The organism is Polaromonas sp. P1_F1, assembly GCF_056405795.1.
This window is the reverse complement of sequence record NZ_JBFUBJ010000009.1, coordinates 81,051-105,380: the sequence shown is the minus strand read 5'-3', so window position 1 is coordinate 105,380 and position 24,330 is coordinate 81,051. Positions and strand designations below refer to the sequence as shown.

The 24,330-nt window shown below is 62.3% G+C and carries 24 protein-coding genes; 21 read left to right on the top strand and 3 right to left on the bottom strand.

Translation table 11 applies throughout. The features are described from left to right. Positions 1 to 16: 16 nt before the first annotated feature. The 10 genes from AC1DZE_RS20400 to AC1DZE_RS20355 all read left to right on the top strand — a co-directional run bounded on the left by AC1DZE_RS20400 (position 17) and on the right by AC1DZE_RS20355 (position 8,672). Positions 17 to 715, top strand: a complete 699-nt coding sequence (locus tag AC1DZE_RS20400) for a TetR/AcrR family transcriptional regulator (protein WP_477670673.1) — start codon at positions 17 to 19, stop codon at positions 713 to 715. Between the two features lie 152 nt (positions 716 to 867). Further along, positions 868 to 1,398 (top strand): TRAP transporter small permease, encoded by a 531-nt coding sequence (locus tag AC1DZE_RS20395; RefSeq protein WP_477647175.1) that lies wholly within the window; start codon positions 868 to 870, stop codon positions 1,396 to 1,398. Then, positions 1,395 to 2,678: a TRAP transporter large permease subunit gene (locus AC1DZE_RS20390; RefSeq protein ID WP_457282361.1), complete on the top strand. Its 1,284-nt coding sequence runs from the start codon at positions 1,395 to 1,397 to the stop codon at positions 2,676 to 2,678. The genes AC1DZE_RS20395 and AC1DZE_RS20390 overlap by 4 nt, the downstream gene beginning before the upstream one ends. Positions 2,679 to 2,777: 99 nt before the next feature. Then, the gene (locus AC1DZE_RS20385; protein WP_477671867.1) at positions 2,778 to 3,785 is read left to right on the top strand and encodes a TRAP transporter substrate-binding protein; all 1,008 of its coding nucleotides are present in this window, start codon (positions 2,778 to 2,780) and stop codon (positions 3,783 to 3,785) included. A gap of 72 nt (positions 3,786 to 3,857) precedes the next feature. Continuing rightward, the gene (locus AC1DZE_RS20380) at positions 3,858 to 4,910 is read left to right on the top strand and encodes a Gfo/Idh/MocA family protein (RefSeq protein ID WP_477671866.1); all 1,053 of its coding nucleotides are present in this window, start codon (positions 3,858 to 3,860) and stop codon (positions 4,908 to 4,910) included. Positions 4,911 to 4,979: 69 nt separating this feature from the next. Next, complete coding sequence (gene aroQ / locus AC1DZE_RS20375) at positions 4,980 to 5,429, top strand: type II 3-dehydroquinate dehydratase (protein ID WP_477647179.1); 450 nt, start codon at positions 4,980 to 4,982, stop codon at positions 5,427 to 5,429. Between the two features lie 21 nt (positions 5,430 to 5,450). After that, positions 5,451 to 6,239: an SDR family oxidoreductase gene (locus AC1DZE_RS20370; RefSeq protein WP_477670668.1), complete on the top strand. Its 789-nt coding sequence runs from the start codon at positions 5,451 to 5,453 to the stop codon at positions 6,237 to 6,239. Positions 6,240 to 6,337: 98 nt separating this feature from the next. Further along, complete coding sequence (locus tag AC1DZE_RS20365) at positions 6,338 to 7,171, top strand: shikimate dehydrogenase family protein (protein ID WP_477700482.1); 834 nt, start codon at positions 6,338 to 6,340, stop codon at positions 7,169 to 7,171. Between the two features lie 100 nt (positions 7,172 to 7,271). Next, positions 7,272 to 8,204 (top strand): LysR family transcriptional regulator, encoded by a 933-nt coding sequence (locus tag AC1DZE_RS20360; RefSeq protein WP_457282367.1) that lies wholly within the window; start codon positions 7,272 to 7,274, stop codon positions 8,202 to 8,204. 18 nt (positions 8,205 to 8,222) lie between these two features. After that, the gene (locus AC1DZE_RS20355) at positions 8,223 to 8,672 is read left to right on the top strand and encodes a DUF2214 family protein (RefSeq protein WP_477672940.1); all 450 of its coding nucleotides are present in this window, start codon (positions 8,223 to 8,225) and stop codon (positions 8,670 to 8,672) included. Positions 8,673 to 8,697: 25 nt separating this feature from the next. Here AC1DZE_RS20355 and AC1DZE_RS20350 read toward each other — a convergent pair whose 3' ends face one another. After that, on the bottom strand, positions 8,698 to 9,339 hold the full coding sequence (locus tag AC1DZE_RS20350) for a LysE/ArgO family amino acid transporter (protein WP_477687475.1): 642 nt from the start codon (positions 9,337 to 9,339) through the stop codon (positions 8,698 to 8,700). A gap of 96 nt (positions 9,340 to 9,435) precedes the next feature. On the opposite strand from AC1DZE_RS20350, the gene AC1DZE_RS20345 reads away from it, so the two are divergent. Next, complete coding sequence (locus AC1DZE_RS20345; RefSeq protein ID WP_477672938.1) at positions 9,436 to 10,356, top strand: HTH-type transcriptional regulator ArgP; 921 nt, start codon at positions 9,436 to 9,438, stop codon at positions 10,354 to 10,356. A gap of 149 nt (positions 10,357 to 10,505) precedes the next feature. On the opposite strand, the gene AC1DZE_RS20340 is transcribed toward AC1DZE_RS20345, so the two are convergent. Beyond that, complete coding sequence (locus AC1DZE_RS20340; RefSeq protein WP_477672937.1) at positions 10,506 to 10,802, bottom strand: PsiF family protein; 297 nt, start codon at positions 10,800 to 10,802, stop codon at positions 10,506 to 10,508. A 135-nt stretch (positions 10,803 to 10,937) separates the two neighbouring features. Between AC1DZE_RS20340 and argS the strand changes: the two genes are divergently transcribed. The 8 genes from argS to AC1DZE_RS20300 all read left to right on the top strand — a co-directional run bounded on the left by argS (position 10,938) and on the right by AC1DZE_RS20300 (position 19,259). Continuing rightward, a complete protein-coding gene (argS, locus tag AC1DZE_RS20335) occupies positions 10,938 to 12,623 on the top strand; it encodes an arginine--tRNA ligase (protein WP_477700481.1) in 1,686 nt (561 codons plus the stop codon). Between the two features lie 54 nt (positions 12,624 to 12,677). Continuing rightward, complete coding sequence (locus tag AC1DZE_RS20330; protein WP_477672935.1) at positions 12,678 to 13,310, top strand: SPOR domain-containing protein; 633 nt, start codon at positions 12,678 to 12,680, stop codon at positions 13,308 to 13,310. A gap of 128 nt (positions 13,311 to 13,438) precedes the next feature. Beyond that, on the top strand, positions 13,439 to 14,098 hold the full coding sequence (locus tag AC1DZE_RS20325) for a thiol:disulfide interchange protein DsbA/DsbL (RefSeq protein ID WP_477670660.1): 660 nt from the start codon (positions 13,439 to 13,441) through the stop codon (positions 14,096 to 14,098). 159 nt (positions 14,099 to 14,257) lie between these two features. After that, positions 14,258 to 14,884, top strand: a complete 627-nt coding sequence (gene lptA, locus AC1DZE_RS20320; RefSeq protein ID WP_477670659.1) for a lipopolysaccharide transport periplasmic protein LptA — start codon at positions 14,258 to 14,260, stop codon at positions 14,882 to 14,884. A 14-nt stretch (positions 14,885 to 14,898) separates the two neighbouring features. Next, positions 14,899 to 15,690, top strand: a complete 792-nt coding sequence (lptB, locus tag AC1DZE_RS20315) for an LPS export ABC transporter ATP-binding protein (protein WP_477700480.1) — start codon at positions 14,899 to 14,901, stop codon at positions 15,688 to 15,690. Positions 15,691 to 15,834: 144 nt separating this feature from the next. After that, the gene (locus AC1DZE_RS20310) at positions 15,835 to 17,370 is read left to right on the top strand and encodes an RNA polymerase factor sigma-54 (protein WP_477670658.1); all 1,536 of its coding nucleotides are present in this window, start codon (positions 15,835 to 15,837) and stop codon (positions 17,368 to 17,370) included. A 42-nt stretch (positions 17,371 to 17,412) separates the two neighbouring features. Then, positions 17,413 to 18,843: a THUMP domain-containing class I SAM-dependent RNA methyltransferase gene (locus tag AC1DZE_RS20305; protein WP_477670657.1), complete on the top strand. Its 1,431-nt coding sequence runs from the start codon at positions 17,413 to 17,415 to the stop codon at positions 18,841 to 18,843. Next, positions 18,840 to 19,259 carry a putative toxin-antitoxin system toxin component, PIN family gene (locus tag AC1DZE_RS20300; RefSeq protein WP_477672521.1) on the top strand — a complete coding sequence of 140 codons (420 nt, stop codon included), beginning with the start codon at positions 18,840 to 18,842 and terminating at the stop codon, positions 19,257 to 19,259. Before AC1DZE_RS20305 ends, AC1DZE_RS20300 begins: the two co-directional genes overlap by 4 nt. Positions 19,260 to 19,302: 43 nt before the next feature. Here AC1DZE_RS20300 and AC1DZE_RS20295 read toward each other — a convergent pair whose 3' ends face one another. Beyond that, positions 19,303 to 21,084 carry an FMN-binding glutamate synthase family protein gene (locus AC1DZE_RS20295; RefSeq protein ID WP_477672520.1) on the bottom strand — a complete coding sequence of 594 codons (1,782 nt, stop codon included), beginning with the start codon at positions 21,082 to 21,084 and terminating at the stop codon, positions 19,303 to 19,305. Between the two features lie 119 nt (positions 21,085 to 21,203). Here AC1DZE_RS20295 and AC1DZE_RS20290 point away from each other — a divergent pair, with 119 nt between their 5' ends. After that, positions 21,204 to 22,034: a YecA/YgfB family protein gene (locus AC1DZE_RS20290; protein WP_477670654.1), complete on the top strand. Its 831-nt coding sequence runs from the start codon at positions 21,204 to 21,206 to the stop codon at positions 22,032 to 22,034. 681 nt (positions 22,035 to 22,715) lie between these two features. Beyond that, positions 22,716 to 24,320: an ABC transporter substrate-binding protein gene (locus tag AC1DZE_RS20285; RefSeq protein ID WP_477672523.1), complete on the top strand. Its 1,605-nt coding sequence runs from the start codon at positions 22,716 to 22,718 to the stop codon at positions 24,318 to 24,320. The last annotated feature ends 10 nt before the right edge of the window (positions 24,321 to 24,330 follow it).

Below are 24,330 nucleotides of genomic sequence, written 5' to 3'. Positions count from 1 at the left end.
CCCCTATACTGCGCGAATGGACGAAACAGTACATTCGCAGGCAGCTTCGGCCAAGGTGCGTGCGCGCAAAAGGAAGGCCCCGGTTGTGCAGACGGCCACGCGCACCAACGACCCGGCACGCACGATGGCCGGGATCCTCGAAGTGGCTACAGCCGAATTCGCCGAGAAGGGCCTGAGCGGCGCACGCATCGACGAGATCGCGGCGGCCACCCGGACCAGCAAGCGCATGATCTATTACTACTTCGGCAGCAAGGAGGGGCTGTACCTCGCCGTGCTGGAGGAGTCGTACCGGCGCATGCGCAGCATCGAGGCGGAACTGCACCTGGAAGACCTGCTGCCGGAAGATGCGCTGCGCCGCCTGGTGGGATTTACCTTCGACCATCACCACAGCAACCCGGGCTATATCCGGCTGGTGATGTCCGAGAACATGGAGCGCGGCAGCTACCTGGCGCAAAGCAAAATCATCCAGCAACTCAATGTGCCGGCCATCGATGCCATCCGCAAGCTTTACGAGCGCGGCGTGGCGGCGGGCATATTTCGCACCGGCCTGGACCCGATCGACATCCATGCGTCGATTTCTGCGCTGACATTTTTCAATGTGTCCAACCAGCACACCTTCGGGCTGATCTTCAAGAGCGACACGCAGTCGGGACGCGCCATGACGGCGCGGCGCGACAGCATCATCGAAATGATCGTGCGCTTCGTGCGCAAATAAGTTCCGGATCGCCGCCGGCCAGGGGCGGGGCATGTCGGGTTTCTACCGATTCGTTTAAAACTAACTAGTTCGTACATTATGGGTTAAGGCAATCCTCAACAGGCTTGGCGCTGGACGGCCGCGCGCGCGGCCACGCATAAAAAGGAGACAACATGGACAAATGGATAAACCGGTTTTGCCGGGTACTGGATGGCGTGATTGCGCTGTTCCTGGCACTGATGGTGGTGCTGGTGTTCGGCAACGTGGTGTTGCGCTATGGCTTCAACTCGGGCATCAATCTGTCAGAGGAGCTGTCTCGCTGGCTGTTCGTCTGGCTGACCTTTCTCGGTGCCGTGGTGGCAATCAACGAGCGCGGGCATCTGGGCACCGACATGCTGGTGGGGCGGCTGGGGCCCAGGGGCAAAAAAATATGCCTCGGCATCAGCTATCTGCTCATGCTTTTTGCCTGCTGGTTGATGTTCCGCGGTGCGTGGGAGCAGGTCAAGATCAACTGGACCACCACCAGTGCCGTGATGGAGGTTTCCATGAGCTGGTTCTATGGCTCGGGCATGGTGTTCGCCGTGCTCGGCGGCCTGTTGCTGCTGCGCGACCTGGTCCGGCTGCTCAGCGGCAAGACCGGGGACGGCGAGCTGATGATGATCAGGGAATCCGAAGACCAACCGCACGAAGGAGGTCCGGCATGACCATCGCTATATTCCTCGGATCGCTGCTTGCCGCCATGGCGCTGGGCATCCCGATCGCGTTCTCCCTGCTGCTGTGTGGTGCTGCATTGATGTGGCATCTCGACATGTTCGACGCGCAGATCCTGGCACAGAACGTCGTGAACGGCGCCGACAGCTTTCCGCTGCTGGCCGTGCCCTTTTTCATGCTCGCCGGAGAAGTCATGAACGCGGGCGGCCTGTCGCGCCGCATCGTCAACCTCGCCATGGCCCTGGTCGGCCACATCAAGGGCGGTCTGGGCTATGTCACGATCGTGGCGGCAGTCATCATGGCGGCGCTGTCGGGCTCTGCAGTGGCCGATGCGGCTGCGCTGGCGTCGCTTTTACTGCCCATGATGGTGGCCGCCGGCCATGACAAGGCGCGCTCTGCAGGGCTGATTGCATCGGCGGGCATCATCGCGCCGGTCATCCCGCCTTCGATTGCCTTTGTCATCTTCGGTGTGGCAGCCAATGTGTCAATTTCCAAATTGTTCCTGGCCGGCATCTTTCCAGGTCTCTTGCTGGGGTTGTCGCTGTGGCTCACCTGGTGGTGGCTGGTGCGCAAGGAAGTGGTGAAGGCCCCGCCGCGCAAGAGCCGTGCAGAAGTCCTGGTGGCGTTGAAGGAGTCGACCTGGGCGCTGGTGCTGCCGCTGATTGTGGTGTTCGGCCTGAAGTTCGGCATCTTCACGCCGACCGAGGCCGCCGTGGTTGCCGCGGTGTACGCAACGCTGGTTTCCGTACTCGTCTACAAGGAACTCACGCTCAGGAAGCTCTACCCGCTGTTCGTGGGCGCCGCCAAGACCAGCGCGATCGTGATGTTCCTGGTGGCTGCGGCCATGGTGTCGGCCTGGCTGATCACGGTGGCGCAGATACCGGGCCAGGTGGTTGCCCTGTTGCAGCCGCTTCTGGACAGCCCGAAGTTGCTGATGCTGGCCATCATGGTGCTGGTGATGGTGGTGGGAACCGCGCTGGACATGACACCCACCATCTTGCTGCTGACGCCGGTGCTCATGCCGGTCGTCAAGGCCGCCGGCATCGACCCGGTGTACTTTGGCGTGCTGTTCATCATCAACAACGCCATCGGGCTGATCACCCCGCCGGTGGGCACGGTGCTGAACACGGTGGCCGGGGTGGGCAAGGTGAGCATGGACGAAGTCACCAAGGGCGTGTTGCCCTTCATGTGGGCCCAGTTCGCCATCATGTTCCTGATGGTGGCTTTTCCGCAAATCGTCATCATCCCGGCGCGCTGGTTCTACGGCGGCTGACAACTTTCCGTGCTGCCGGGCGTGCTGGGTACGCCACGGCCGGCAGCCACGTCAAAGCGTACCGTGACACCTCATCCCCTCAAAAAACCGGAGACAACCATGAAACGCCTCTTTATCAAATCCGTCCTCGCCACCGTCGCCCTGGCGGCCTTCGGCATGGCCTCGGCCCAGGACATCAAGGAACGCACCGTCAAGTTTGCTACGCAAAACCCGGACGGCCACCCGATTGTGATGGGCATGAAAAAATTCGCTGAAACCGTGGCAGCGAAATCGGGCGGCAAGATCAAGGTCAACCTCTTCCCCGGCGGTGTGCTGGGCGGTGACGCGCCGAACATCTCCGCGCTGCAAGGCGGCACGCTGGAAATGGTGGTGATGAATTCCGGCATCCTGGCCAGCCAGGCCAAGGAATTTGCCGTTTTTGATTTTCCGTTCATGTTTGCCAGCTCGCAGGAAGCCGATGCCGTGGTGGACGGGCCCTTCGGGAAAATGATGCTCTCCAGGCTCGATGCCAAAAACATCCATGGGCTGGCCTACTGGGAACTCGGTTTTCGCAACATCACCAACAGCAAGCGCCCCATCACCAAGGTGGACGACATTGCCGGCCTGAAACTGCGCGTGATTCCCAATGCCATCAACATCGATTGGGTGACCGCCCTGGGCGCCAACCCGACGCCCATGGCTTTTCCCGAGGTCTATGCCGCGATGGAACAGAAAGCCATTGACGGCCATGAAAACCCGTTCACGGTCATCAACGCGAACAAGTTCTACGAAGTGCAAAAGTACCTGGCGGTGACCAACCACCAGTACAACCCGCAAACCGTGATCGTCAGCAAAAAGCTGTGGGACATCCTGAGCAATGATGAGAAAAAAATCTTCTCGGATGCGGCCGCCGAAGCTGCTGTGTACCAGCGCAAGGCCTCGCGTGAACAGTCCGGCACTGCGCTCGAAAACCTGAAGAAGAACGGCATGCAGGTCAGCGAGTTCAGCCCCGCAGAAATGGCCAAATTCCGCGAGAAGATGAAGCCCGTGATCGAGAAGCACTCGGCCATCGTGGGTGCCGATGTGGTCGGCGCACTGCAGGCAGAGCTTGCCAAACTGCGCAAATAGGATTTCACGCCCGGCCGGCCTGGCGCGCCGGCCGGCCTGTTCTTTCATTCCGGTTCCGGGTATCTTTCCTTCATGAGCAAAATCCGCATTGCTGTCGCAGGGGCCGGTTACATCGGCCTGGCCCACATGGGTGTGGCTCAAGAGAGCCCTACCTGCATTCTTTCGGCCATTGTCGATCCCGCGCCGGCAGCAAAGGCCATCGCCGCCAAGGCGGGTGTGCCCCTCTACCAATCGCTGGACGAGCTGTTCACCAGAGACCGGCCCGACGGCGTGATCCTTGCGACGCCGAACCAGCTGCACGTGCCGCAGGCCCTGCAGTGCATCAAGGCGGGCGTTCCCATCCTGCTGGAAAAACCCATCGCACCCACGCTGGCCGAAGGCGAACAGCTGGTCAAGGCGGTCGCTGAAACGGGCGCCAAGGTACTGATCGGCCACCATCGCGCGCACAGCCCCATCATGGCCAAGGCGAAAGAAATCGTGGACTCGGGCCAGCTCGGCAAGCTGGTCGCGGTGATGGGCAGTGCCACATTCTTCAAGCCTGACCGCTACTACGACGATGCACCCTGGCGCCGCGAAGTCGGCGGCGGCCCCATTTTGCTGAACATGATCCATGAGGTGCATAACCTGCGCATGCTGTGCGGTGACATTGTGGCGGTGCAGGCTTTCTCCTCGAACGCGACGCGCGGCTTTCCAGTGGAAGATACGGTGGCCATCAATCTGCGTTTTGCCAGCGGCGCGCTGGGCAGCTTCATGTTGTCGGACACCGCCGCCTGCGCGCGCAGCTGGGAGCAAACCTCCCAGGAAAACAAGGCCTACCCAAGCTATGGCGACGAAGACTGTTACGTCATTTCCGGCACCAACGGAAGCCTGTCGGTTCCGACCATGCGCCTGAAAACCTACCCCAGGCCGGAAGATCGTTCCTGGTGGAAGCCATTTGACGAGAGCGTGGCCGACATGGTGCGCGACGATCCACTCAAGCACCAGCTGGAGCACTTCGGCGCCGTCATTCGTGGTGCAGCACCGCCGCTGGTCAGTGCCCGCGACGGCCTGCTGAACCTGCGCGTCACCGAGGCCATCGCCCAGGCCGCCCAAACCGGCCAGGTGATCGAGTTGCCCGTTGTTTAAGCAGCTCGACCCTCCCACATACAAATCAAATCACCACAAACAACGTCAACCACCAGGAAAGAAATCACCATGAAAGTGCTCATGCTTCACGGCATCAACCACAACATGTTCGGCAAACGCGACCCGGCGCAGTACGGCACCATCACGCTGGACGAAATCAACACCAGCCTGCAGGCTTTGGGCCGGGAGCTCGGCGCCGAGGTGGAACATTTCCAGACCAACAGCGAATGCGACATGTGCGAACGGATTCACCAGGCATTCACCGACAAGGTCGACGCCGTGCTGATCAACGCCGGCGCCTGGACGCATTACAGCTACGGCATCCGCGACGCGCTGGCCATCCTCACCGTGCCGGTTGTCGAGCTTCACATGTCGAACATCCACGCCCGTGAGCCTTTCCGCCATGTGTCGGTGTTCGCCGAAATCGTCAAGGGGCAGATCTGCGGCTTTGGCGCTGACAGCTACCTGCTGGCTTTGCGCGCCGCTGTTTCGGCGATCAATGCCGCAAGGGTTTCGTAAATCATCAGAAAGAGAGCGGCCATGTCACAGGAGTTCGCTGGAAAAGTCATCGTCATAAGTGGCGCCAGCCGGGGCATTGGCCATGGCATCGCCGCTGCGTTTGCTGCACGCGGTGCGCAGACCGTTTTGGCCGCATCGTCCATTGAGAACCTGAAGACTGCCGCGGATGCGATTGCCAGTACCGGAGCAATCCGCCCTGAGATATGCGCTGCGGATCTTCGAGGCGAAGAAGGTTGCAAAGCGGTATTCACCCTGGTGTCCGAAAGATTTGGGCGCTGTGACGTGTTGGTCAATTCCGCGGGTGCCACGCGCGCCGGTGCGTTTCTGGACCTTCCGGAGGACGCATGGCATGACGGCTTTGCATTGAAGTTCTTCGGCTGTGTGAACCTGTGCCGCCTGTTCTGGCCGATGCTGAAAACTGCGGGTGGGCACGTTGTCAACATCATTGGCGGCGCTGCCCGTACGCCCGACCCGGGCTTCCTGATCGGTGGGTCGGTCAACGCTGCGATGCACAACTTCACCAAGGGCCTGTCCGGTCTTGGAAAGCGGGACGGCGTCAATGTCAACGCCATTCTTCCGGGCTTGACTGAAACAGGCCGTGTAGCGCAGCTGTTTCAGCAGCGTGCAGCCGCAAGTGGAAAACCCGTCGAAGAAGAACGACAAGCGCAAATCGCACGCGAGGGACTCAGCCGGTTGGGTACGCCCGAGGATGTCGCCGCACTTGCGATATTCCTGTGTTCGGAGAGTGCCCGCCACATTCAAGGCACGGCCATCGCTGTGGACGGCGGTGGCACCCCTGGCCTGTATTGATCGTCAAAAGCGTCTTTGTTGCCGGCGAATGACCGTCAGCACTGATTATTCGGCGTTATTTTCAACAGCGGTTTTAACTGCAAATTTCTGGAATCTCCATGATCAACGGCCATACCGAACTCATCGCCCACATCGGCTACCCGACGCATTCCTTCAAGGCGCCGATGATCTACAACCCCTACTTTGAACAGGCGGGAGTGAACGCGGTGGTCGTGCCCATGGGTTGCAAGGCCGAAGACTACCCGGCCTTTCTGCGGTCGGTATCTTGCCTGGAGAATTTCCGCGGCGCGCTGATCACCATGCCGCACAAGGTCACGACAGTCGATTTGCTGGACGAAGCCACACCCACGGTACGCATCGCCGGCGCCTGCAATGCCGTCAAGCGCGACGCGAACGGCAAGCTCGTGGGCGACATGTTCGATGGGGAGGGCTTTGTGCGCGGTGTGCAGCGCAAGGGCTTTGATCCGCGCGGCAAACGTGCCCTGGTCGTCGGCAGCGGCGGCGTGGGCTCGGCAATCGCGGCTTCCCTGGCCAAGGCCGGCGCGCGCGCGCTGGGGCTGTGCGACGTCAATGCGGACTCTGCGCAGGCCCTGGCAGGGCGGCTACGCCAGCACTACACGGCACTGGAACTTTCCACTGGCTCCAGCGACCCGGCGGGTTACGACCTGGTGGTCAATGCCACGCCCATGGGCATGAATGAAGGCGATCCCTTGCCCATGGACGTTTCACGTATCGCAGCCAGCAGTTTTGTGGGCGAAGTGGTCATGAAGTCGGAAATGACCGCGTTTCTGGCGGCGGCCAAGGCGCGAGGTTGCACCGTGCAGGTGGGTTCGGACATGCTGTTCGAGCAGATCCCGGCCTACCTGGAATTTTTTGGCCTGCCGACCACCACACCGGACGTCTTGCGGTCGGTGGCACGGCTGAGTTATTAAAAAAGTGTAAGAGGACGCACGCACCGTGCTTCCTGGGTGGGAAGTGCTGGAATCAATGCTAAAAACGTCTGATTTCAGACGTTCATAGACATAATCCAGCATGGACAAACTCAAGCAGCTTGAATCGTTCGTGTCGGTTGCGACGCGCGGCAGCCTGACTGCCGCCGCGAACGCCGAAGGCGTGGCGCCGGCCATCATGGGTCGGCGGCTTGATGCACTGGAAGGCCGCCTGGGCGTCAAGTTGCTGGTGCGTACCACCCGGCGCATCACGCTCACACACGAAGGCAGCGCCTTTCTTGAAGACTGCCAGCGTCTGCTGATTGATTTTGCCAACGCCGAAGCCAGCGTATCGGCCGGCGGCGTCAAGGCCAGCGGGCATCTGCGCATCACCGCGCCGGCCGGCTTTGGCCGCCGCCATGTGGCGCCCCTGGTGACGCGCTTTCGCGAAGTGCATGCCGATGTCACGATCTCGCTGAACCTGAGCGACCGGGTGGTTGACCTGGCCGGCGAGGGTTTTGACTGCGCAGTGCGCGTCGGCGACATGCCGGACTCTTCGCTGGTGAGTGTGCGCATGGCTGACAACCGCCGGCTGTGCGTGGCCACGCCGGTCTACCTGGCCCGCCACGGCACGCCCCAGCACCCCAGCGAGCTGGCGAAATTTGACTGCCTGACGCTGTCCAGCGACGCCTCGCAAACGCGGGGCTGGGCGTTCCGGGTCCAGGACGAATTGATCCATCTCAAGCCGGGCGGGCCGCTCGACTGCTCGGACGGCCAGGTCCTGCATGACTGGTGCCTGGGAGGGTACGGCATTGCCTGGCGCAGCACCTGGGAGGTCGAGGCGGAAATTGCCGCCGGCCAGCTGGTGGCGGTGCTGGAGGATTTTGCCGCGCCGCCCAACGGTATTTACGCCGTATTTCCGCAACGCAAACACTTGCCCCTGCGGGTTCGCCTTTGGCTGGATTTTCTGAAACACCATTACAGCCAACCGGAGTTCTGGTGCTCGTCGCCAGCCGCCACCACCACAAAACCCTGACTGGAAAGGATCCCGACGATGGTTCTCGAATCTCTTTTGGCCTATGCCCACCTGCTGGCGATTCTCACCATGGTGGTTTTTCTGGCGAGCGAGGCGGCGCTGTGCCGCACCGAGTGGCTGAACGCCGCCGTGATCGAGAGGCTCGGCAAGATCGACATGGTCTACGGCATCTCGGCCGGCGCGGTGTTCCTGACCGGCCTGGCGCGCGTGTTTCTGGGCAGCAAGGGCGCGGCCTGGTACGCCCATAACCCCTTGCTGTACGTCAAGCTCGTCATGTTCCTGGTGATCGGGCTGATTTCCATCAAACCCACCATGATGTTTTCGCGCTGGCGCCGGGAGTTGCGCGCCAACGGTGCCCTGCCCGATTCGCTGGAAGTCAAACAAGCGCGGCGGCTGGTGATGGTGCAGGCGCACATCCTGCCGTTCATTCCGCTGGCTGCCGTCTTTCTGGCCCGTGGCTTTGGTTAGGCGCACGCCAGTGCTGCAGCCGGCGTCAGGCTGAAAACAGGCCGTGCACCAGCCAGAAGGCGGTGCCCCACATCATCAGCGCCACCAGCAGGTCCATGGCGCGCCATATGGCCGGCGTGTTGAGCCTGCGCCCCACGCACCACAGCGCCACCCCCAGGCCGGTAAACCACAGCAATGAACCCGTGATGGCGCCCAGGCCGAACACGGCGTTGTCCGGCCGGGCGTAAGCCAGTGATGCGGTGCCGATGACCACGGCTGTGTCCAGCCAGGCATGGGGGTTGAGCCATGACAGCGCCAGTGCCAGCCCGATGGCCTTGCGGCGCGGCATGGCCTCTGCGCCGGCCATATCGGGGTTCCGGGCAGACGCGTGCGCAGGCTGCAGAAAGCGCCGCATGGCCTGGGCGCCATACACCAGCAGCACCAGCGCGCCCGCGCCGGTCATGGCGCCCAGCAGCTTGTCGGAAAGACCGCCCAGTTGCGCGAGACCGGCAACGCCTGCGGCGATCAGGGCCACATCGGTCAGCACACAGACGGCGACGGTGAGCCAGAGATGCTGGCGCAGCAGGCCCATGCGGATCACGTGGGCGTTCTGCGGGCCTATGGCCATGATGAGCGAGAGGCTGAGGACCATGCCGGTCAGGAAGGCGGGGGCGGTGAGCGGGTTCATGGCCGCAAGTGTGTGCCAGGGCTCATAATAGTTAAATAGAATTAACTAAAACTAGCTTTAGTCAATTATTAATTAATTTAGTAGGTGCCTAACAACATGCTCGATGCCCGACAACTTGAAGCATTGGCCGCCGTGATTGAGCACGGCAGTTTCGGCGAAGCCGCCAAGGCCCTGAGCCTGACGCTGGCTGCCGTGTCCCTGCGCATCAAGTCACTAGAAAACGCACTGGGGCAGCGGCTGCTGGTGCGCGGCAAACAGGTACGCGCCACGTCGGCCGGTCAGGCTTTGCTCGGGCACACCCGGCAGGTTCGCCTCATGGAAGGCGACCTGCTGGCCGGGCTGCAGGGCGGGGGAAAGCCCGCGCGCCTGCAAAGCCTGAGTGTGGCGGTGAACGCCGACTCCCTGAGCACGTGGTTCTTGCCGGGCGTGGCCACAGCCCTGCACACTCACGGCCTGCTGCTCGATGTCGTGGTGGACGATCAGGATCACACCCACGAAGCCCTGAAAAGCGGAGATGTCACGGGCTGCGTTACTGCATTGGCGCAGGCTATGCGGGGCTGCGTGGCTGAACCGCTGGGCGTGATGCGTTACCGCTGCATGGCCTCGCCCGCACTGGTGGCACAGTGGAACGAGCCCGCGGCGGGCGGCAAGGCCGCACCGAACCGGCTGGCCCATCGCCTGCTGGCCAGCCCTGCCGTGATCTTCAACCGCAAGGACGCGCTGCAGGATACTTTTCTTGAACAGCATTTCGGGCTGCGCGACGCGCTGTACCCGCGCCACTTTGTGCCGGCGGTGGATGCGTTCGAGCTTGCGCTGGAGCTTGGCATGGGCTGGGGCATGGTGCCCGACCTGTTGCTGGCCGCGCGCACCCGCAAGCCGCCGCTGCAGGAAGTGCTGCCGGACAGCACGGTCGACGTGCGGCTGTACTGGCAGCACTGGGCACGTGAATCCGTTGCGGCGCAACGATTGACACAGGCGGTCAAGCAGGCGGCGCAAGGGGAGTTGCTACAGATGTGACGGTGTATTTGTAAGCAAAAAGTGCCGCTTGCGCTTTGCAGATGGGCGCAAGCAGCTATCAAATTAATAGCACTCATCAAGAAATCACTGACACAAAAAAAGCCCGCCATAACATCCATGGCGGGCTGGTTCTGTTTGATGCGGCCGGCTTACTTGCTGAGGCACTCTTTCATGAAGGCTTTGCGTTCGTCGCCTTTTTTGCCCTTGGCGTCGACGTTGCAGGTTTTCATTTTGGTTTGCTGCGTTGGTGCTTCTTTCTTGGCGCTCAGGCACTCTTTCATGAATGCCTTGCGTTCGTCGCCCTTCTTGCCTTCAGCGTCCTTGTTGCAGGTACCCATTTTGGTTTGCTGTGCGGTTTTGGCTGGAGCGTCCGCGGCGTGCGCCACCGGAGACAAGGCCATCGAGACGGCAAAAACGGCGGCGATCAGGGATAACGGCTTTTTCATGGTGGCTCCATTGGGTTGGGGAATCAGGTTTGAGTTCCGGCTGGAATTCCAACACATAACGCCGCGCCGGGCAAATTCGATGACCGGGCATTTACCGGCCCCGGACGGCGCATGGCTTAACCGTAAAATCAGACCATGCTCTCGATTAAAAAAGACCTGCTCGCGGCCCTGGCTGCGGGGCTGGAAGAACTTTCCCCCGGCGCAGGCGACAAAGCTGCCTTTGAATCCCCCAAGGTGGCGACCCATGGCGATTTCGCCTGCACGGCCGCCATGCAGCTGGCCAAGCCGCTCAAGCTCAACCCGCGCCAGGTGGCGGAAAACTTGCGTGCCATTTTGCTGAAGGCTCCGGCCTTCGAGCGCTGGGTAGACGCTATCGAAATCGCCGGCCCCGGTTTCATCAACATCCGCCTCAAGCCCGCCGCCAAGCAGGAGACCGTGCGCGAAGTGCTGGCCGCCGGCGCGCAGTTCGGCGTGCAGCCGGCCGACCCGGCACGCAAAATGATCGTCGAGTTCGTCTCGGCCAACCCGACTGGCCCTCTGCATGTGGGCCACGGCCGGCAGGCCGCGCTGGGCGATGCCATCTGCAACCTTTTTGCCACGCAAGGCGCCAAGGTCTGGCGCGAGTTCTATTACAACGACGCGGGCGTGCAGATCCAGACCCTGGCCACCAGCACGCAGGCGCGCGCCAAAGGCATCAAGCCCGGCGACGCCGGATGGCCCGAATCGGCCTACAACGGCGATTACATCGCCGACATCGCGGCCGACTTTCTGGCCAAAAAGACCGTCAAGTCGGACGACCGCGAATACACCGCCTCGGGCGATGTCGACGACATCGATTCGATCCGCCAGTTCGCCGTGGCCTACCTGCGCCACGAGCAGGACCTGGATCTCAAGGCTTTCTCGGTCAGGTTCGACAACTACTACCTTGAGTCCAGCCTGTACAGCTCGGGCCGTGTCGATAGCGCCGTGGCCAGACTGAAAGACGCCGGCAAGACCTACGAGCAGGACGGCGCGCTGTGGCTGAAGTCGACCGACTACGGCGACGACAAAGACCGCGTGATGAAAAAGAGCGACGGCAGCTACACCTACTTTGTGCCGGACGTGGCCTACCACCTGGCCAAGTGGGAGCGCGGCTTTAGCAAGGCCATCAACATCCAGGGCATGGACCACCACGGCACCATTGCCCGCGTGCGCGCCGGGCTGCAGGCCGCCGGCGAAGGCATTCCCCAGGGCTACCCCGATTACGTCCTGCACACCATGGTGCGCGTGGTGCGCAACGGCGAAGAGGTCAAAATTTCCAAGCGCGCCGGCAGCTACGTCACCCTGCGCGACCTGATCGAATGGACCAGCGCGGACGCCGTGCGCTTCTTTTTGCTCAGTCGCAAGCCGGACACGGAGTTCCTGTTCGATATTGACCTGGCGCTGGCACAGAGCAATGACAATCCGGTGTATTACGTGCAGATGGCGCACGCGCGCATCTGCTCCATCCTCACCATCTGGGCCGGCCAGGGCGGCGACGAAGCGAAGCTGAAATCCGTGGACCTGTCGGCACTCGACAGCCCGCAGGCCCAGGCACTCATGCTGCTGCTCGCCAAGTACCCTGACATGCTTGCCAATGCGGCCGCCGGCCTGGCACCGCACGATGTAGCTTTTTACCTGCGCGAGCTGGCGGCGAGCTATCACAGCTATTACGATGCCGAGCGCATCCTGGTAGACGACGAGGCCGTCAAGCAGGCACGCCTGGCGCTGGTCGCCGCGACTGCGCAGGTGTTGCACAATGGCCTCGCAGTGCTGGGCGTGAGCGCCCCGCGCAAGATGTAACCAGTAGCGAAAACCATGCGAATTTCAGGACAAGGCAATGAACGTGGGCAAGGTATGAATACACAACGAGGCGGAACCCTGCTGGGGTTGATCATTGGCGCGCTGATCGGCCTGGGCGCGGCGCTGGCGGTGGCGGTTTACATCACCAAGGTGCCGGTTCCTTTCATGAACAAGAGCCAGGCACGCAACCCCGACAGCGACGCTGTTGAAGCCAAGAAAAACAAGGACTGGAACCCGAACGCCCCGCTGGCCGGCAAGAACCAACCCAAGCCGCCGCCTCCGGCAGCGGTTGAAGTGCCTGGTGTTCCGGTACCCGACCCCTCCGCCGGGCCCGCCCCCAGGGCCGCCGCTTCGGCGCCGGCCAAGGTGGCCAAGCCGGCACCTGCCGATCCGCTGGGCGATCTGGCAAAAGCAAAGGTCGAAGGCCTGTCGTCCGGTCCGGGAGCGGATCCCTTCAGCTATTTCATTCAGGCCGGTGCCTTTCGCACGCCGGAAGATGCGGAACAGCAACGCGCCAAGCTGTTGCTGCTGGGCATGCAGGCCAAAGTGTCGGAACGCGAGCAGGCGGGCCGCACCGTGTACCGCGTGCGCCTTGGCCCTTTCGACAAGAAGGAAGATGCCGACAAGGCCAAGGAGCGCCTGGACAACAATTCCATTGAAACCGCGCTGGTCCGGGTCCAGCGCTGAAGCCCTCGTCCAACGATAGGCTGAACTTTTCACGAGGCTGGTGTACAAACCCCTATACCCCGCGCCACGAGGCATCCGCCAGAGGGGCGGTTTCCGGGCTATTTCTGTCATTCCAGGAGAAAAATCTGATGCAACGCCGTGAGTTTTCGTTTTCAGCCGCCTCGGCAGCAGCCGCCCTGGGCGGCGTCGCCGCCCTGCCCACCCTGGCGCAAGCCCAGGCCAAGGCCTTCAAGGACGGCGAGGATTACCTGACGCTGGACAAGCCAGCGCCGACCGAGACCGCCGCCGGCCGGGTCGAGGTGGTGGAATTCTTCTGGTACAACTGCCCCCATTGCAACGCCTTCGAGCCGCAATTCGAAGCCTGGATGAAGCAGATCCCCAAGGACGTGTCCGTGCGGCGTGTTCCAGTGTCCTTCCGCCCCGATTTCGAACCTCAGCAGCGCCTGTATTACGTGCTTGAGGCCATGGGCAAAATTGAGGAACTTCACAAGAAGGTGTTTGCTACGATCCACGTGGAAAAACAACCGCTCAACACGCCCGAATTGATAGCTGCATGGGCTGAAAAGCAGGGCCTCAACAAGGCCAAATTCGTTGAGTTCTACAACTCCTTTTCGGTCGCCTCCAAGGCGCGCAAGGCCACACAGCTGCAGGATAGCTACAAAGTGGCCGGCGTGCCGTCGCTGGGTATCGCGGGGCGTTATTACACCTCGTCGGACCAGACCCAAACCATGACCCGCGCGCTGCAGGTCACAGATCACCTGATCGCCCAATCCCGCAAGGCCAAATAAAGAAAGCGCCTGCGGCCGTGCGCCGCGCCAAACACTGGCTCACAAAACCCGCCCGATTTCCGGCGGGTTTTTTTATGCCCCTAATATTCCCCGTGCAAGCCATTCCCGGAGCTGGCATGGCTACAATGGCCCAACACCAAGCAGCAAGATTCGTGCCTTATGAAACACCCCATTTTTTCTTTCATCCTGCCGGTCATTCTGGTGCTGGGGGTGGCTTTCCCGGCCAGCGCCGAAAAAGCCGACCGGGACAAGCCCATGAACGCGGAGGCAGATGCCCTGCGTTATGACGACCTGAAGCAAACCAGTGTTTTTACCGGCAATGTGGTGATCACCAAGGGCACGACCATCGTGCGCGGCGAGCGCGTTGACGTCATGCAGGATCCCGAAGGCTACCAGCAGGCGGTGTCCATCGCGGCGCCCGGCAAGCTGGCGTTTTACCGGAAAAAGCGTGACGGCGTAGACGAATACATCGAAGGCGAAGGCGAACGCATTGAATATGACAGCCGTGCAGACCTGGTGAAGTTCATCAAGCGGGCGGTGGTGCGCCGCTACAACGGCGCCACCCTGGTGGACGAAACCACCGGCAGCCTGATTGTTTACGACAACAACACCGACGTCTTCACCGTGGATGGGGGCGCGCAAAATCGTACGGCCAGCAACCCCACAGGACGGGTTCGCGCCATGCTGTCACCCCGCGCGACAGCCTCGGCCCCCGTCGCGGCGCCGCCCGCAGGCCCCGCCCCGGTTCTGCGCCCCAGCACGACGCTGGGCAATGAAAAGAACTAGAAAGACCTGCACAGATGGATGTGGTGACTGACACTTCAGCGGCCCCGGCCGCTCCTGCCCTGACCCCCAGCCGCCTTGTTGCGCAAGGTCTGCAAAAATCGTACGGCAGCCGCAAGGTGGTGCAGGACGTTTCGCTGTCCGTGCAAAAAGGCGAAGTCGTGGGCCYGCTGGGCCCCAACGGCGCGGGCAAAACGACCTCGTTCTACATGATCGTGGGCCTGGTGCGCGCCGATGCAGGCGAAATTTCCATCGACGGCGAGTCGGTCGAGCACATGCCGATTCACCTGCGTGCCCGCCTGGGCCTGAGCTACCTGCCGCAGGAAGCGTCGATTTTCCGCAAGCTCACGGTCGAAGAAAACGTGCGTGCCGTGCTGGAGCTGCAGCTCGACAAAACCGGAAAGCCGCTGGGGCGCGCAGACATCGAGTCGCGGCTCGACGCGCTGCTGCAGGATTTGCGGGTAGATCATTTGCGCAACTCACCGGCACCGGCGCTCTCGGGCGGCGAGCGCCGCCGGGTCGAAATCGCGCGGGCGCTGGCAACCCAGCCGCGCTTCATCCTGCTGGATGAGCCCTTTGCCGGTATCGACCCCATTGCCGTGATCGAAATCCAGCGCATCATCGGTTTCCTCAAATCGCGCGGCATCGGCGTGCTGATCACCGACCACAACGTGCGTGAAACACTGGGCATTTGCGACCACGCCTACATCATCAGCGACGGCCATGTGCTGGCGCAAGGCACACCGTCCGAGATCGTGAACAACGCCGATGTACGAAGAGTCTATCTCGGCGAACACTTCAAGATGTGAAGATGGTTCCCCCCTGTTGTCGCTCACTTCGTGTAGCTCCCTCTCCCCCTCTGGGGACGGCGCCTGCGGCCTGGCGAAGCCAGTTCCGCGGCCCCTGCTGGCCGAAGACATGTCGTTTTATCTTTCCGCACATTTGAAAATCCAGTGAAACAAGGCCTGTCACTCCGCGTCTCGCAGCATCTTGCGCTGACGCCCCAGCTGCAGCAGTCGATCCGGCTGTTGCAGCTGTCGACGCTTGAGTTGAGCCAGGAGGTCGAGCAGATGCTCGACGAAAACCCGTTTCTGGAAGTGTCGGAAGAGACGGCGGTGCGCGAAGAGTTTGGGCTGGAGCACATCAACACGCCGGTAAGCCAGGACAGCCGCGAGTTTGAATCTGCTACGGATTCGATAGCTGGCGGCGCAGACGAGACTGGCGCTACAGCCCCGAATGACGCAGAAGTCAGTGCGGAGCCCAAGCTCGAGGAAAGCTGGGAAGGCGATGGCACGGTAGAAACCACGCCCGACGACAGCGAGTGGGGAAGCGACGCACCGGCGCGCAAGAACAACAATGAAGAGAGCGAAGCCGAGGCCTCCGACCTCACGGGCAGCCATGAGTCGCTGCAGGACCACCTGCACCGGCAATCGCTGAGCTTGCGCCTGTCGGAGGAAGATCGCGCCGCGCTGCACTTCCTCATTGAATCGCTCAACGACGACGGCTACCTTGAAGACAGCCTGGCGTCGCTCGCGGCCGGTCTTGCAAGAGATGACATGGCGCAGGCGGAAGAGCTGGAGCAGCGTTTTGCGATGGCGCTCAAGCTGCTGCACCACATGGAGCCTGCCGGTGTCGGTGCGCGCAACCTGGCGGAATGCCTGAGCCTGCAACTGCTGGACTGCAAGGACTGCGAAGAAACCCGCGCAGCCATTGCCATGTGCAAGCAGCCCATGGAGCTGCTGGCCAAGCGCGATGTCAAGCGCCTGTCGCACCTGTGTGGGTTCACCGAAGCCGCCATCAAGGGCGCCATCACGGTGATTGGCCGGCTCGACCCCAAGCCCGGGCGCCGCTTTGTGAACGTGGAGCGCAACCTGATCGTGCCCGACGTCATCGTCATCAAATCGGGCCGGGGCTTCAAGGTTTCGCTCAATGGCGACGTCATGCCGCGCCTTCGCGTGCACGACATTTATGCCAATGCCCTCAAGCAGCACAAAGGCCAGGGCGGCCAGGCGCTGCAGCAGCGCCTGCAGGAGGCCCGCTGGTTCATCAAGAACATCCAGCAGCGCTTTGACACCATCCTGCGCGTAAGCAGCGCGATTGTGGAACGGCAGAAAAACTTCTTCACGCACGGCGAACTCGCCATGCGGCCGCTGGTGCTGCGCGAAATCGCCGATGAACTGGGCCTGCATGAGTCCACCATCTCCCGCGTGACCACGGCCAAGTACATGGGCACCCCTTTCGGTACTTTCGAGCTCAAGTATTTCTTCGGTTCCGCACTCGGCACCGAAACCGGCGGCAATGCTTCCAGCACAGCGGTGCGCGCGCTCATCAAACAATTTGTCTCGTCAGAAAGCCTCAAGAAGCCGCTCAGCGACAACCAGATTTCCGAAATGCTCAAGGAGCAGGGCATTGAATGCGCCCGCCGCACCGTGGCCAAGTACCGCGAGGCGCTCCGCATCGCGCCCGCCAACCTGCGCAAATCACTCTAGCCGCCCAATCAGGCCGCGCTGCCCCGCCCCTCAAAGTCAGTCATGAATCAACTCCAACTCTTTTTACCGTGCGCCGCAGGCGTCGAAACCCTGCTGGCCACCGAGGTCAAGCGTGTCACCGGGATCGACGGCAAAGCCTGGCGCGCCGGCGTGCAGCTGCAGGCTTCGTGGCGCGACGCGTTGCAGCTCAACCTGCACAGCCGGCTGGCGCAGCGCGTGCTGATCGAGCTGCAGCACAACCAGTACCGCAGCGAACAAGACCTCTACAACGCAGCTGCCAACGTGGCCTGGGAAATCTGGTTCACGCCCAAGCAGACCTTCAAGGTCGAGATCACGGCCCAGCACAGCCCGCTGCAAAGCCTGAACTTCGCGGCGCTGAAGATCAAGGACGCGATCGCCGACCGCTTTCGCGCCAAGTTCGACGACGTGCGGCCCAGCGTCGACACGCGCTGGCCCGACGTGCGCGTCTACGTGCACCTGACGACGGACACCGTCACGGTCTACATCGACACCTCGGGCGAGCCGCTCTTCAAGCGCGGCTGGCGCGAAGACAAGGGTGATGCCCCGCTGAAGGAAACCCTGGCCGCCGCCATGATTGCCGCCAGCGGATGGGATCAGCTCTGTAAAGAAGGCGTGCCGCTCTATGACCCCTGCTGCGGCTCGGGCACCATCGCGATTGAAGCCGCGCAAATCGCCTGCAACATTGCGCCCGGCATCAACCGCCGTTTTGCCTTTCAGAAATACCTGCCCTTCCAGGGCCATGTCTGGGACGGCCTGCTCGACCAGGCCGAAGCCGCCATCACCGAACCTACAGCGCCGGTGTTCGGCAGCGACGTGTCTTTCCGCATGGTCGACTTTGCCGAACGCAATGCCGAGCGTGCCGGTGTGGCCAATGCGGTGGAATTCCGCGGCGGCGACGCCCTGCAGCGCATGCCGCCCGCGCCTTCGGGCGTGATGCTGGTGAATCCGCCTTACGGCGAGCGTATTGATGTGGCAGGTGTGGCCGGCATCACCGGCGTGCAGGGGCGCGACCAGCGCCGCCAGCAAGGACAGGCCGAAGGACGCGTGCAGCAGGACCACCGCAACCAGCCCATCGACGAATTTGGCCAGCCGCTGAACCGGGACAGCGGTGATCGGGGTGACACACGTGAAGAACCCGCCTTCGAGACATCGCGCGACCGCTCGGCGAACCCCGGCCGCGAGCAGGCACAAAACGCCTGGGGCGAAGAAGCGACGGAGTTTTTTCCACAACTGGCCGCGCACTGGAAGAAAAATTACGCCGGCTGGACCGCTCACGTGCTCACACCCGACCTCAAACTGCCCGGCAAGATGCGCCTGAAAGAATCGCGGCGCGTGCCGATGTGGAACGGTCCCATCGAATGCCGCCTGTTCCGCTTTGACATGGTGGCGGGCTCCGCACGCGGCAAGCCCGGCGCAGCCGCCCCCACCCCACCGAACGAGCCGGCGGCGTGACGGCCTCAGTGCGCCAGCCTGTCGTGCTGGACACCAACATCGTCCTCGACGTGTTTGTCTTCAATGACGCGGCAGCGCAGCCACTGAAAAAAGCGCTGGAGGCCGGCGAGCTCGACTGGCTGGCCACGCAGGCCATGCGCGACGAACTTGAGCGCGTGCTGGCCTATCCGCAAATCATTCCCCGCCTGGCGTTTTACGAATTAAGCGCCGGTGACGTGCTCGCCGCCTTTGACCGGCATGCTCGCCTGACGGAGGTGGCAGCCAAGGCCGGTGTCACTTGCAGCGACCCCGACGACCAGAAGTTCATCGACCTGGCGGTGACCGGCAAGGCCTTGCTGCTCAGCAAGGACCGGCATGTGCTTTCAATGAAGAAAAGGCTCCTGACCCAGGGTGTACGTGCGCAAGCAGCTATTTAATTAATAGCGACCCGTTCATGACCCGGAATGCCGTGAGAGGCGTTTAACCCGCAGCGCGCTCTGCGGAGGCGCCGGAGGGAACTGCCCCCGATACCGCCGCGGCATCACCCGTCACCGGCACACGGATGCCGTTGGCTTGCGCAGGCATGTGCCCACCCGGCCCCACGCCATTGGCGCGAAAACTGTGCGCGCTGGCCAGCGGCCAGTAGTAGCTGAACACCGTGTTCTGTTTTTCCAGCGAGCCCAGCAGCGCACCGGGCTCGACTTGCATGATGAGGTTGCTCAGCAGCCGCACCTCGGTATCGGTCAGGCGCCGCACGATGTGATGCGCGTTGACTTCGCGCGGGTGGCACAGGCCCGCGGCCTGCACCAGCTCCTGCAGCGCATGCAGCGTGCTGCGGTGGAAATTGCGCACGCGTTCGGCCTTGTCGGGCACCACCAGTGCCTGCTGGCGCACCGGGTCTTGCGTGGTGACGCCCGTCGGGCATTTGCCGGTGTGGCAGCTTTGCGCCTGGATACAGCCCAGCGCCATCATGAAACCGCGCCCGGCATTGCACCAGTCGGCGCCCAGCGCCATCAGCCGCACCATGTCAAACGCGCTCACCACCTTGCCGGCGGCACCGATGGAAACGCGGCTGCGCAGATTGACACCGATCAGCGTGTTGTGCACCAGCAGCAGGCCCTCCTGCAGCGGCGCGCCCACGTGGTCGGTGAACTCGACGGGCGCCGCGCCCGTGCCGCCCTCGGCGCCGTCCACCACGATGAAGTCCGGCGTGATGCCGGTCTCCAGCATGGCTTTCACAATCGCAAACCATTCCCACGGGTGTCCGATGCAGAACTTGAAGCCGGTCGGCTTGCCGCCCGACAGCTTTCGCAGTTTGGCGATGAAATGCATCATCTCGACCGGCGTGGAAAATGCACTGTGGCTGGAGGGCGAAATGCAATCCTTGCCCTGCGGTACACCGCGCGCCGCCGAGATTTCCTCGGTGACCTTCGGCCCCGGCAGGATGCCGCCGTGGCCGGGCTTGGCGCCCTGGCTCATCTTGAGCTCGATCAGCTTGACCTGTGGGTCGCGTGCGTTGGCGGCGAAACGCTCTTCGCTGAACGTGCCGTCCTCGTTGCGGCAACCAAAGTAACCCGAGCCGATTTCCCAGATCAGGTCACCGCCATGCAGCCGGTGGTGCTGCGAGATCGAGCCCTCGCCCGTATCGTGCGCGAAGCCGCCGAGTTTGGCGCCCTTGTTCAGCGCCATGATGGCATTGGCCGAGAGCGATCCGAAGCTCAGCGCCGAGATGTTGAACACGCTGGCGTGGTAAGGCTGTGTGCAGGGCTCCACCGAGGGCGAAGGATGATCGGGCGTGCCGCCTATCCAGACACGAAAGTCATGCGACGGCAGTTTGGTCGGCGACATCGAATGGTTGACCCATTCATAACCCTGCGCGCCAACGTCGAGCTGCGTACCGAACGGCCGGTTATCGGGTTCGCCCTTGGCGCGCTGGTACACCAGCGAGCGCTGGGCACGGGAAAACGGCGTGGCCTCGCTGTCGCTTTCGATGAAGTACTGGCGCATTTCGGGCCGGATGTACTCAAACAGGAAACGCATGTGGCCGATGACCGGGTAGTTGCGCAGCACGGCATGGCGCGTTTGCCGCAGATCGCGCACGCCCACGCACACCAGCACCACGCCGGCCACCAGCGATACCAGGGCCAGCTTCCCCACGCCAAAAACCATCAGGCCGAGCAGCCCCAGCAGCGCGGCAAGCCCGCACAGGGCCATAAAGGTGTAACGGACGGGGAACCAGGCATCCAGGCGCTGAAGAAACATGGTGGAGCTTCCGGGGGGAGGGGTCACAAAAGGGCACAAAACACAGGCATGCAGCCGCGATGCGCCAGATACACTTTGCATCATAAGAGCCTCATGTGACGCTCAGAACTGTTTTTTTCATGAAGCCCACCCCCAAATCCGTCATCCCTTCAAAGCCCTCGCCGGAGCCGGTTTTCCTGGAAGTCGAGGCGTTCGACGAACTCGATGCCATCCTCGACGACCTGCGCACCCGCTATGACGAAACGCCGCAGTGGGAATTCTGCGAAGGCTTCATGGCCGCCGTGATCTGCTCGCGCCGGCCCATCGAGGCAGCCGAATACCTGCCCGTGCTGCTCGCCGTCCCCGCTGAGGGCGAGGCACCGGATCCGGAAGGCGGCTCGTTCGCCAGCGACGCGCAACGTGAGCGCTTCCTCATGCTCTGGAACCAGCGCTGGCAGGAAGTCGAAACGGCGCTGGACGCCGAAGTGGACTCGCTCGAAGACGACAACTGCTACCACCCCGAGGTCATGGACATACGCGGCGCCGTGGCCGACATGCCGCCCGACGAACGTGCCGCTTTCAAGGGCGAAGACCTGCCCGCATTCGCGCAGGTCTGGGCGCTGGGCTTCATGTTTGCGGTGGAAAGCTGGCCCGACGAGTGGATGGCGCCGCGTGACAAAGACGCCGCCAAATGGCTCGACGGCGCCCTGCAGGCCGTGGTCGCCATGACCGAAGACGATAGCGCCCCGCCCGAGGTGTCACCCCTGAGCGAAGACGGCACGCCCAGCACCAGCATTGCCAGGCTCAACGCTTTTGGCGAGGCCATCTGGGCGGTGTATGACTTGCGTGAGTTGTGGAAGACCATGGGCCCCAAGGTCGAGACGGTGCGGGTGGAGGCCACGCCCGGGCGCAACGACCTGTGTTATTGCGGTAGCGGGAAGAAATACAAGAAGTGTCACGGGGCGGGGTAAAGGCCGGTGATCTGACGGCAGGTGTCCTTTGCCGGGTCCGGACGCACCGAGCGATCGCTATCAATTTCATAGCTTGTCGCGCCCTATTTAATTGACCTCGAGCCACTTTTGGACCTCAAGAACAAGGCTTGCGAGGCCTCCTGAACGCGCCAGAAGAAGGGATTTGCCCCGAAACTGAAACCAGACCCGGTTCAGGCTGTTTTCAGGGGAAGTTTTGGCCTTAAGTCCAATATGGATGGGCGCCAGCAGCTATGTTTTTAATAGCAACAACAAACACCGGTAAAACCCGCAGAGTTCAGCCGGTTGTCCACCAGGATATTCCGCCGAGCAGCAGGTCGTAACGCTTCACCCTGGAAGGCGGCGTCTGGACACTTTTTTGGGGCAACGGTGTTGGCTACGTGGGCGACGGCCAGGCGGTCCGCCGCCGGACCGCCGGTTTTCATGAAGTCAGCAATCGCGGAAAACCCGGGTCTTGACGCGCGCGGTCGGCGGCGCAGAATGCATCAGTCGCCCTGGACCGTTAACAGGTCCCTGACTTGTATGTACAAGTTACCGGCGGCAACCACCAGCGGCATGGGCATGATTCCTGCTCACCCCTGAGACCCCCGGGCGCGGCCGCCACAAGCGGTCAGGCGCAATGTTTGTTTGACTGTCCAACCGAAGGAAATCATCTTGAACCACATGCTTCCCCACCTCAGCCGCCGCGTTCTTTGCGCCACTGCCGCAGCCGCCATGCTGGCCTGCAGCGCCGGCGCAGTGCTGGCCGCCACGCCGAAGGACACACTGGTGCTGGCCTTCGGTTTCGATGACATCATCACCATGGATCCGGCCGAAGCCTTTGAGCTGTCCGCCGGCGAAATCATGGGCAACACCTATGACCGTCTGCTGCGCCTGGACGTCAACGACCCGTCCAAACTGGTGGGCGACGTGGCCAAATCCTGGACCGTCTCGGCCGACGGCAAAACCTATACCTTCGAGCTCAAGCCCGGGATCAAATTCGCCTCCGGCAACCCGCTCACGGCCGAAGAAGTGGCGTATTCGCTGCAGCGCGCCGTGATGCTGGACAAATCCCCCGCCTTCATCCTGACCCAGTTCGGTTTCTCCAAGACCAACGTCAAGGACAAGATCAAGGCCACCAGCCCGACCGTGGTGACCCTGGAAACCGACAAGGCCTATGCGCCCACCTTTGTCTTCAACTGCCTGACGGCCAACGTTGCCGGCATTGTCGACATGAAGCTGGTGCAGTCGAAAGAGGTCAACGGCGACTGGGGTTATGCCTGGCTCAAGACCAACTATGCCGGCTCCGGCCCGCTCAAGCTGCGCGAATGGCGAGCCAATGAAATCGTGGCGCTGGAACGCAACGACAACTACTACGGCGCCAAGCCCAAGCTGGCCCGCGTGATCTACCGCCACGTCAAGGAATCGGCCACGCAGCGCCTGCTGCTCGAAAAAGGCGACATCGACATCGCCCGCAACCTGAGCCCGCAGGACATCGCGGCGCTCTCGGCCAACAAGGACGTGAAGATGACTTCCACGCCCAAGGGCACGGTCTACTACATCAGCCTGAACCAGAAGAACCCCAATCTGGCCAAGCCCGAAGTGCGCGAAGCCCTGAAATACCTGGTCGACTACGATGCCATCGGCGACACACTGGTCAAGAACATCGGCGTGATCAACCAGAACTTTCTGCCGCAGGGCCTGCTGGGCGCCAGCACCGTCAAGCCCTACAAGCTCGACGTGGCCAAGGCCAAGGCGCTGCTGGCCAAAGCGGGCCTTGCCAACGGCTTCAAGGTCACCATCGACATGCGCACCATCCAGCCGGTGCAGGGCATCACCGAGGCCTTCCAGCAGACGGCCAAGCAGGCCGGCGTCGACATCGAGATCATTCCCGGCGACGGCAAGCAAACATTGACCAAGTACCGTGCCCGCACCCACGACATGTACATCGGCCAGTGGGGCGCCGACTACTGGGACCCGCATTCGAACGCCGATACCTTCACGCGCAATCCCGACAATGCCGATGACGCGAAGGCCAAACCGCTGGCCTGGCGCAATGCCTGGGCGATTCCCGAGCTGACGAAGCAGTCGGACGCGGCTGTGCTGGAGCGTGACGCCGGCAAGCGCAAGAAGATGTATGAGGACCTGCAGGCCGAGTTCCGCAAAACCAGCCCCTTCATCATGCTGTACCAGCAAACCGAGGTGGCGGCTTTCCGGAGCAACGTGGACGGCCTGAAGCTGGGCCCCACCTTCGACAGCAACTACATGTTCAACGCCTCCAAGCGCTGATAAGCCACCG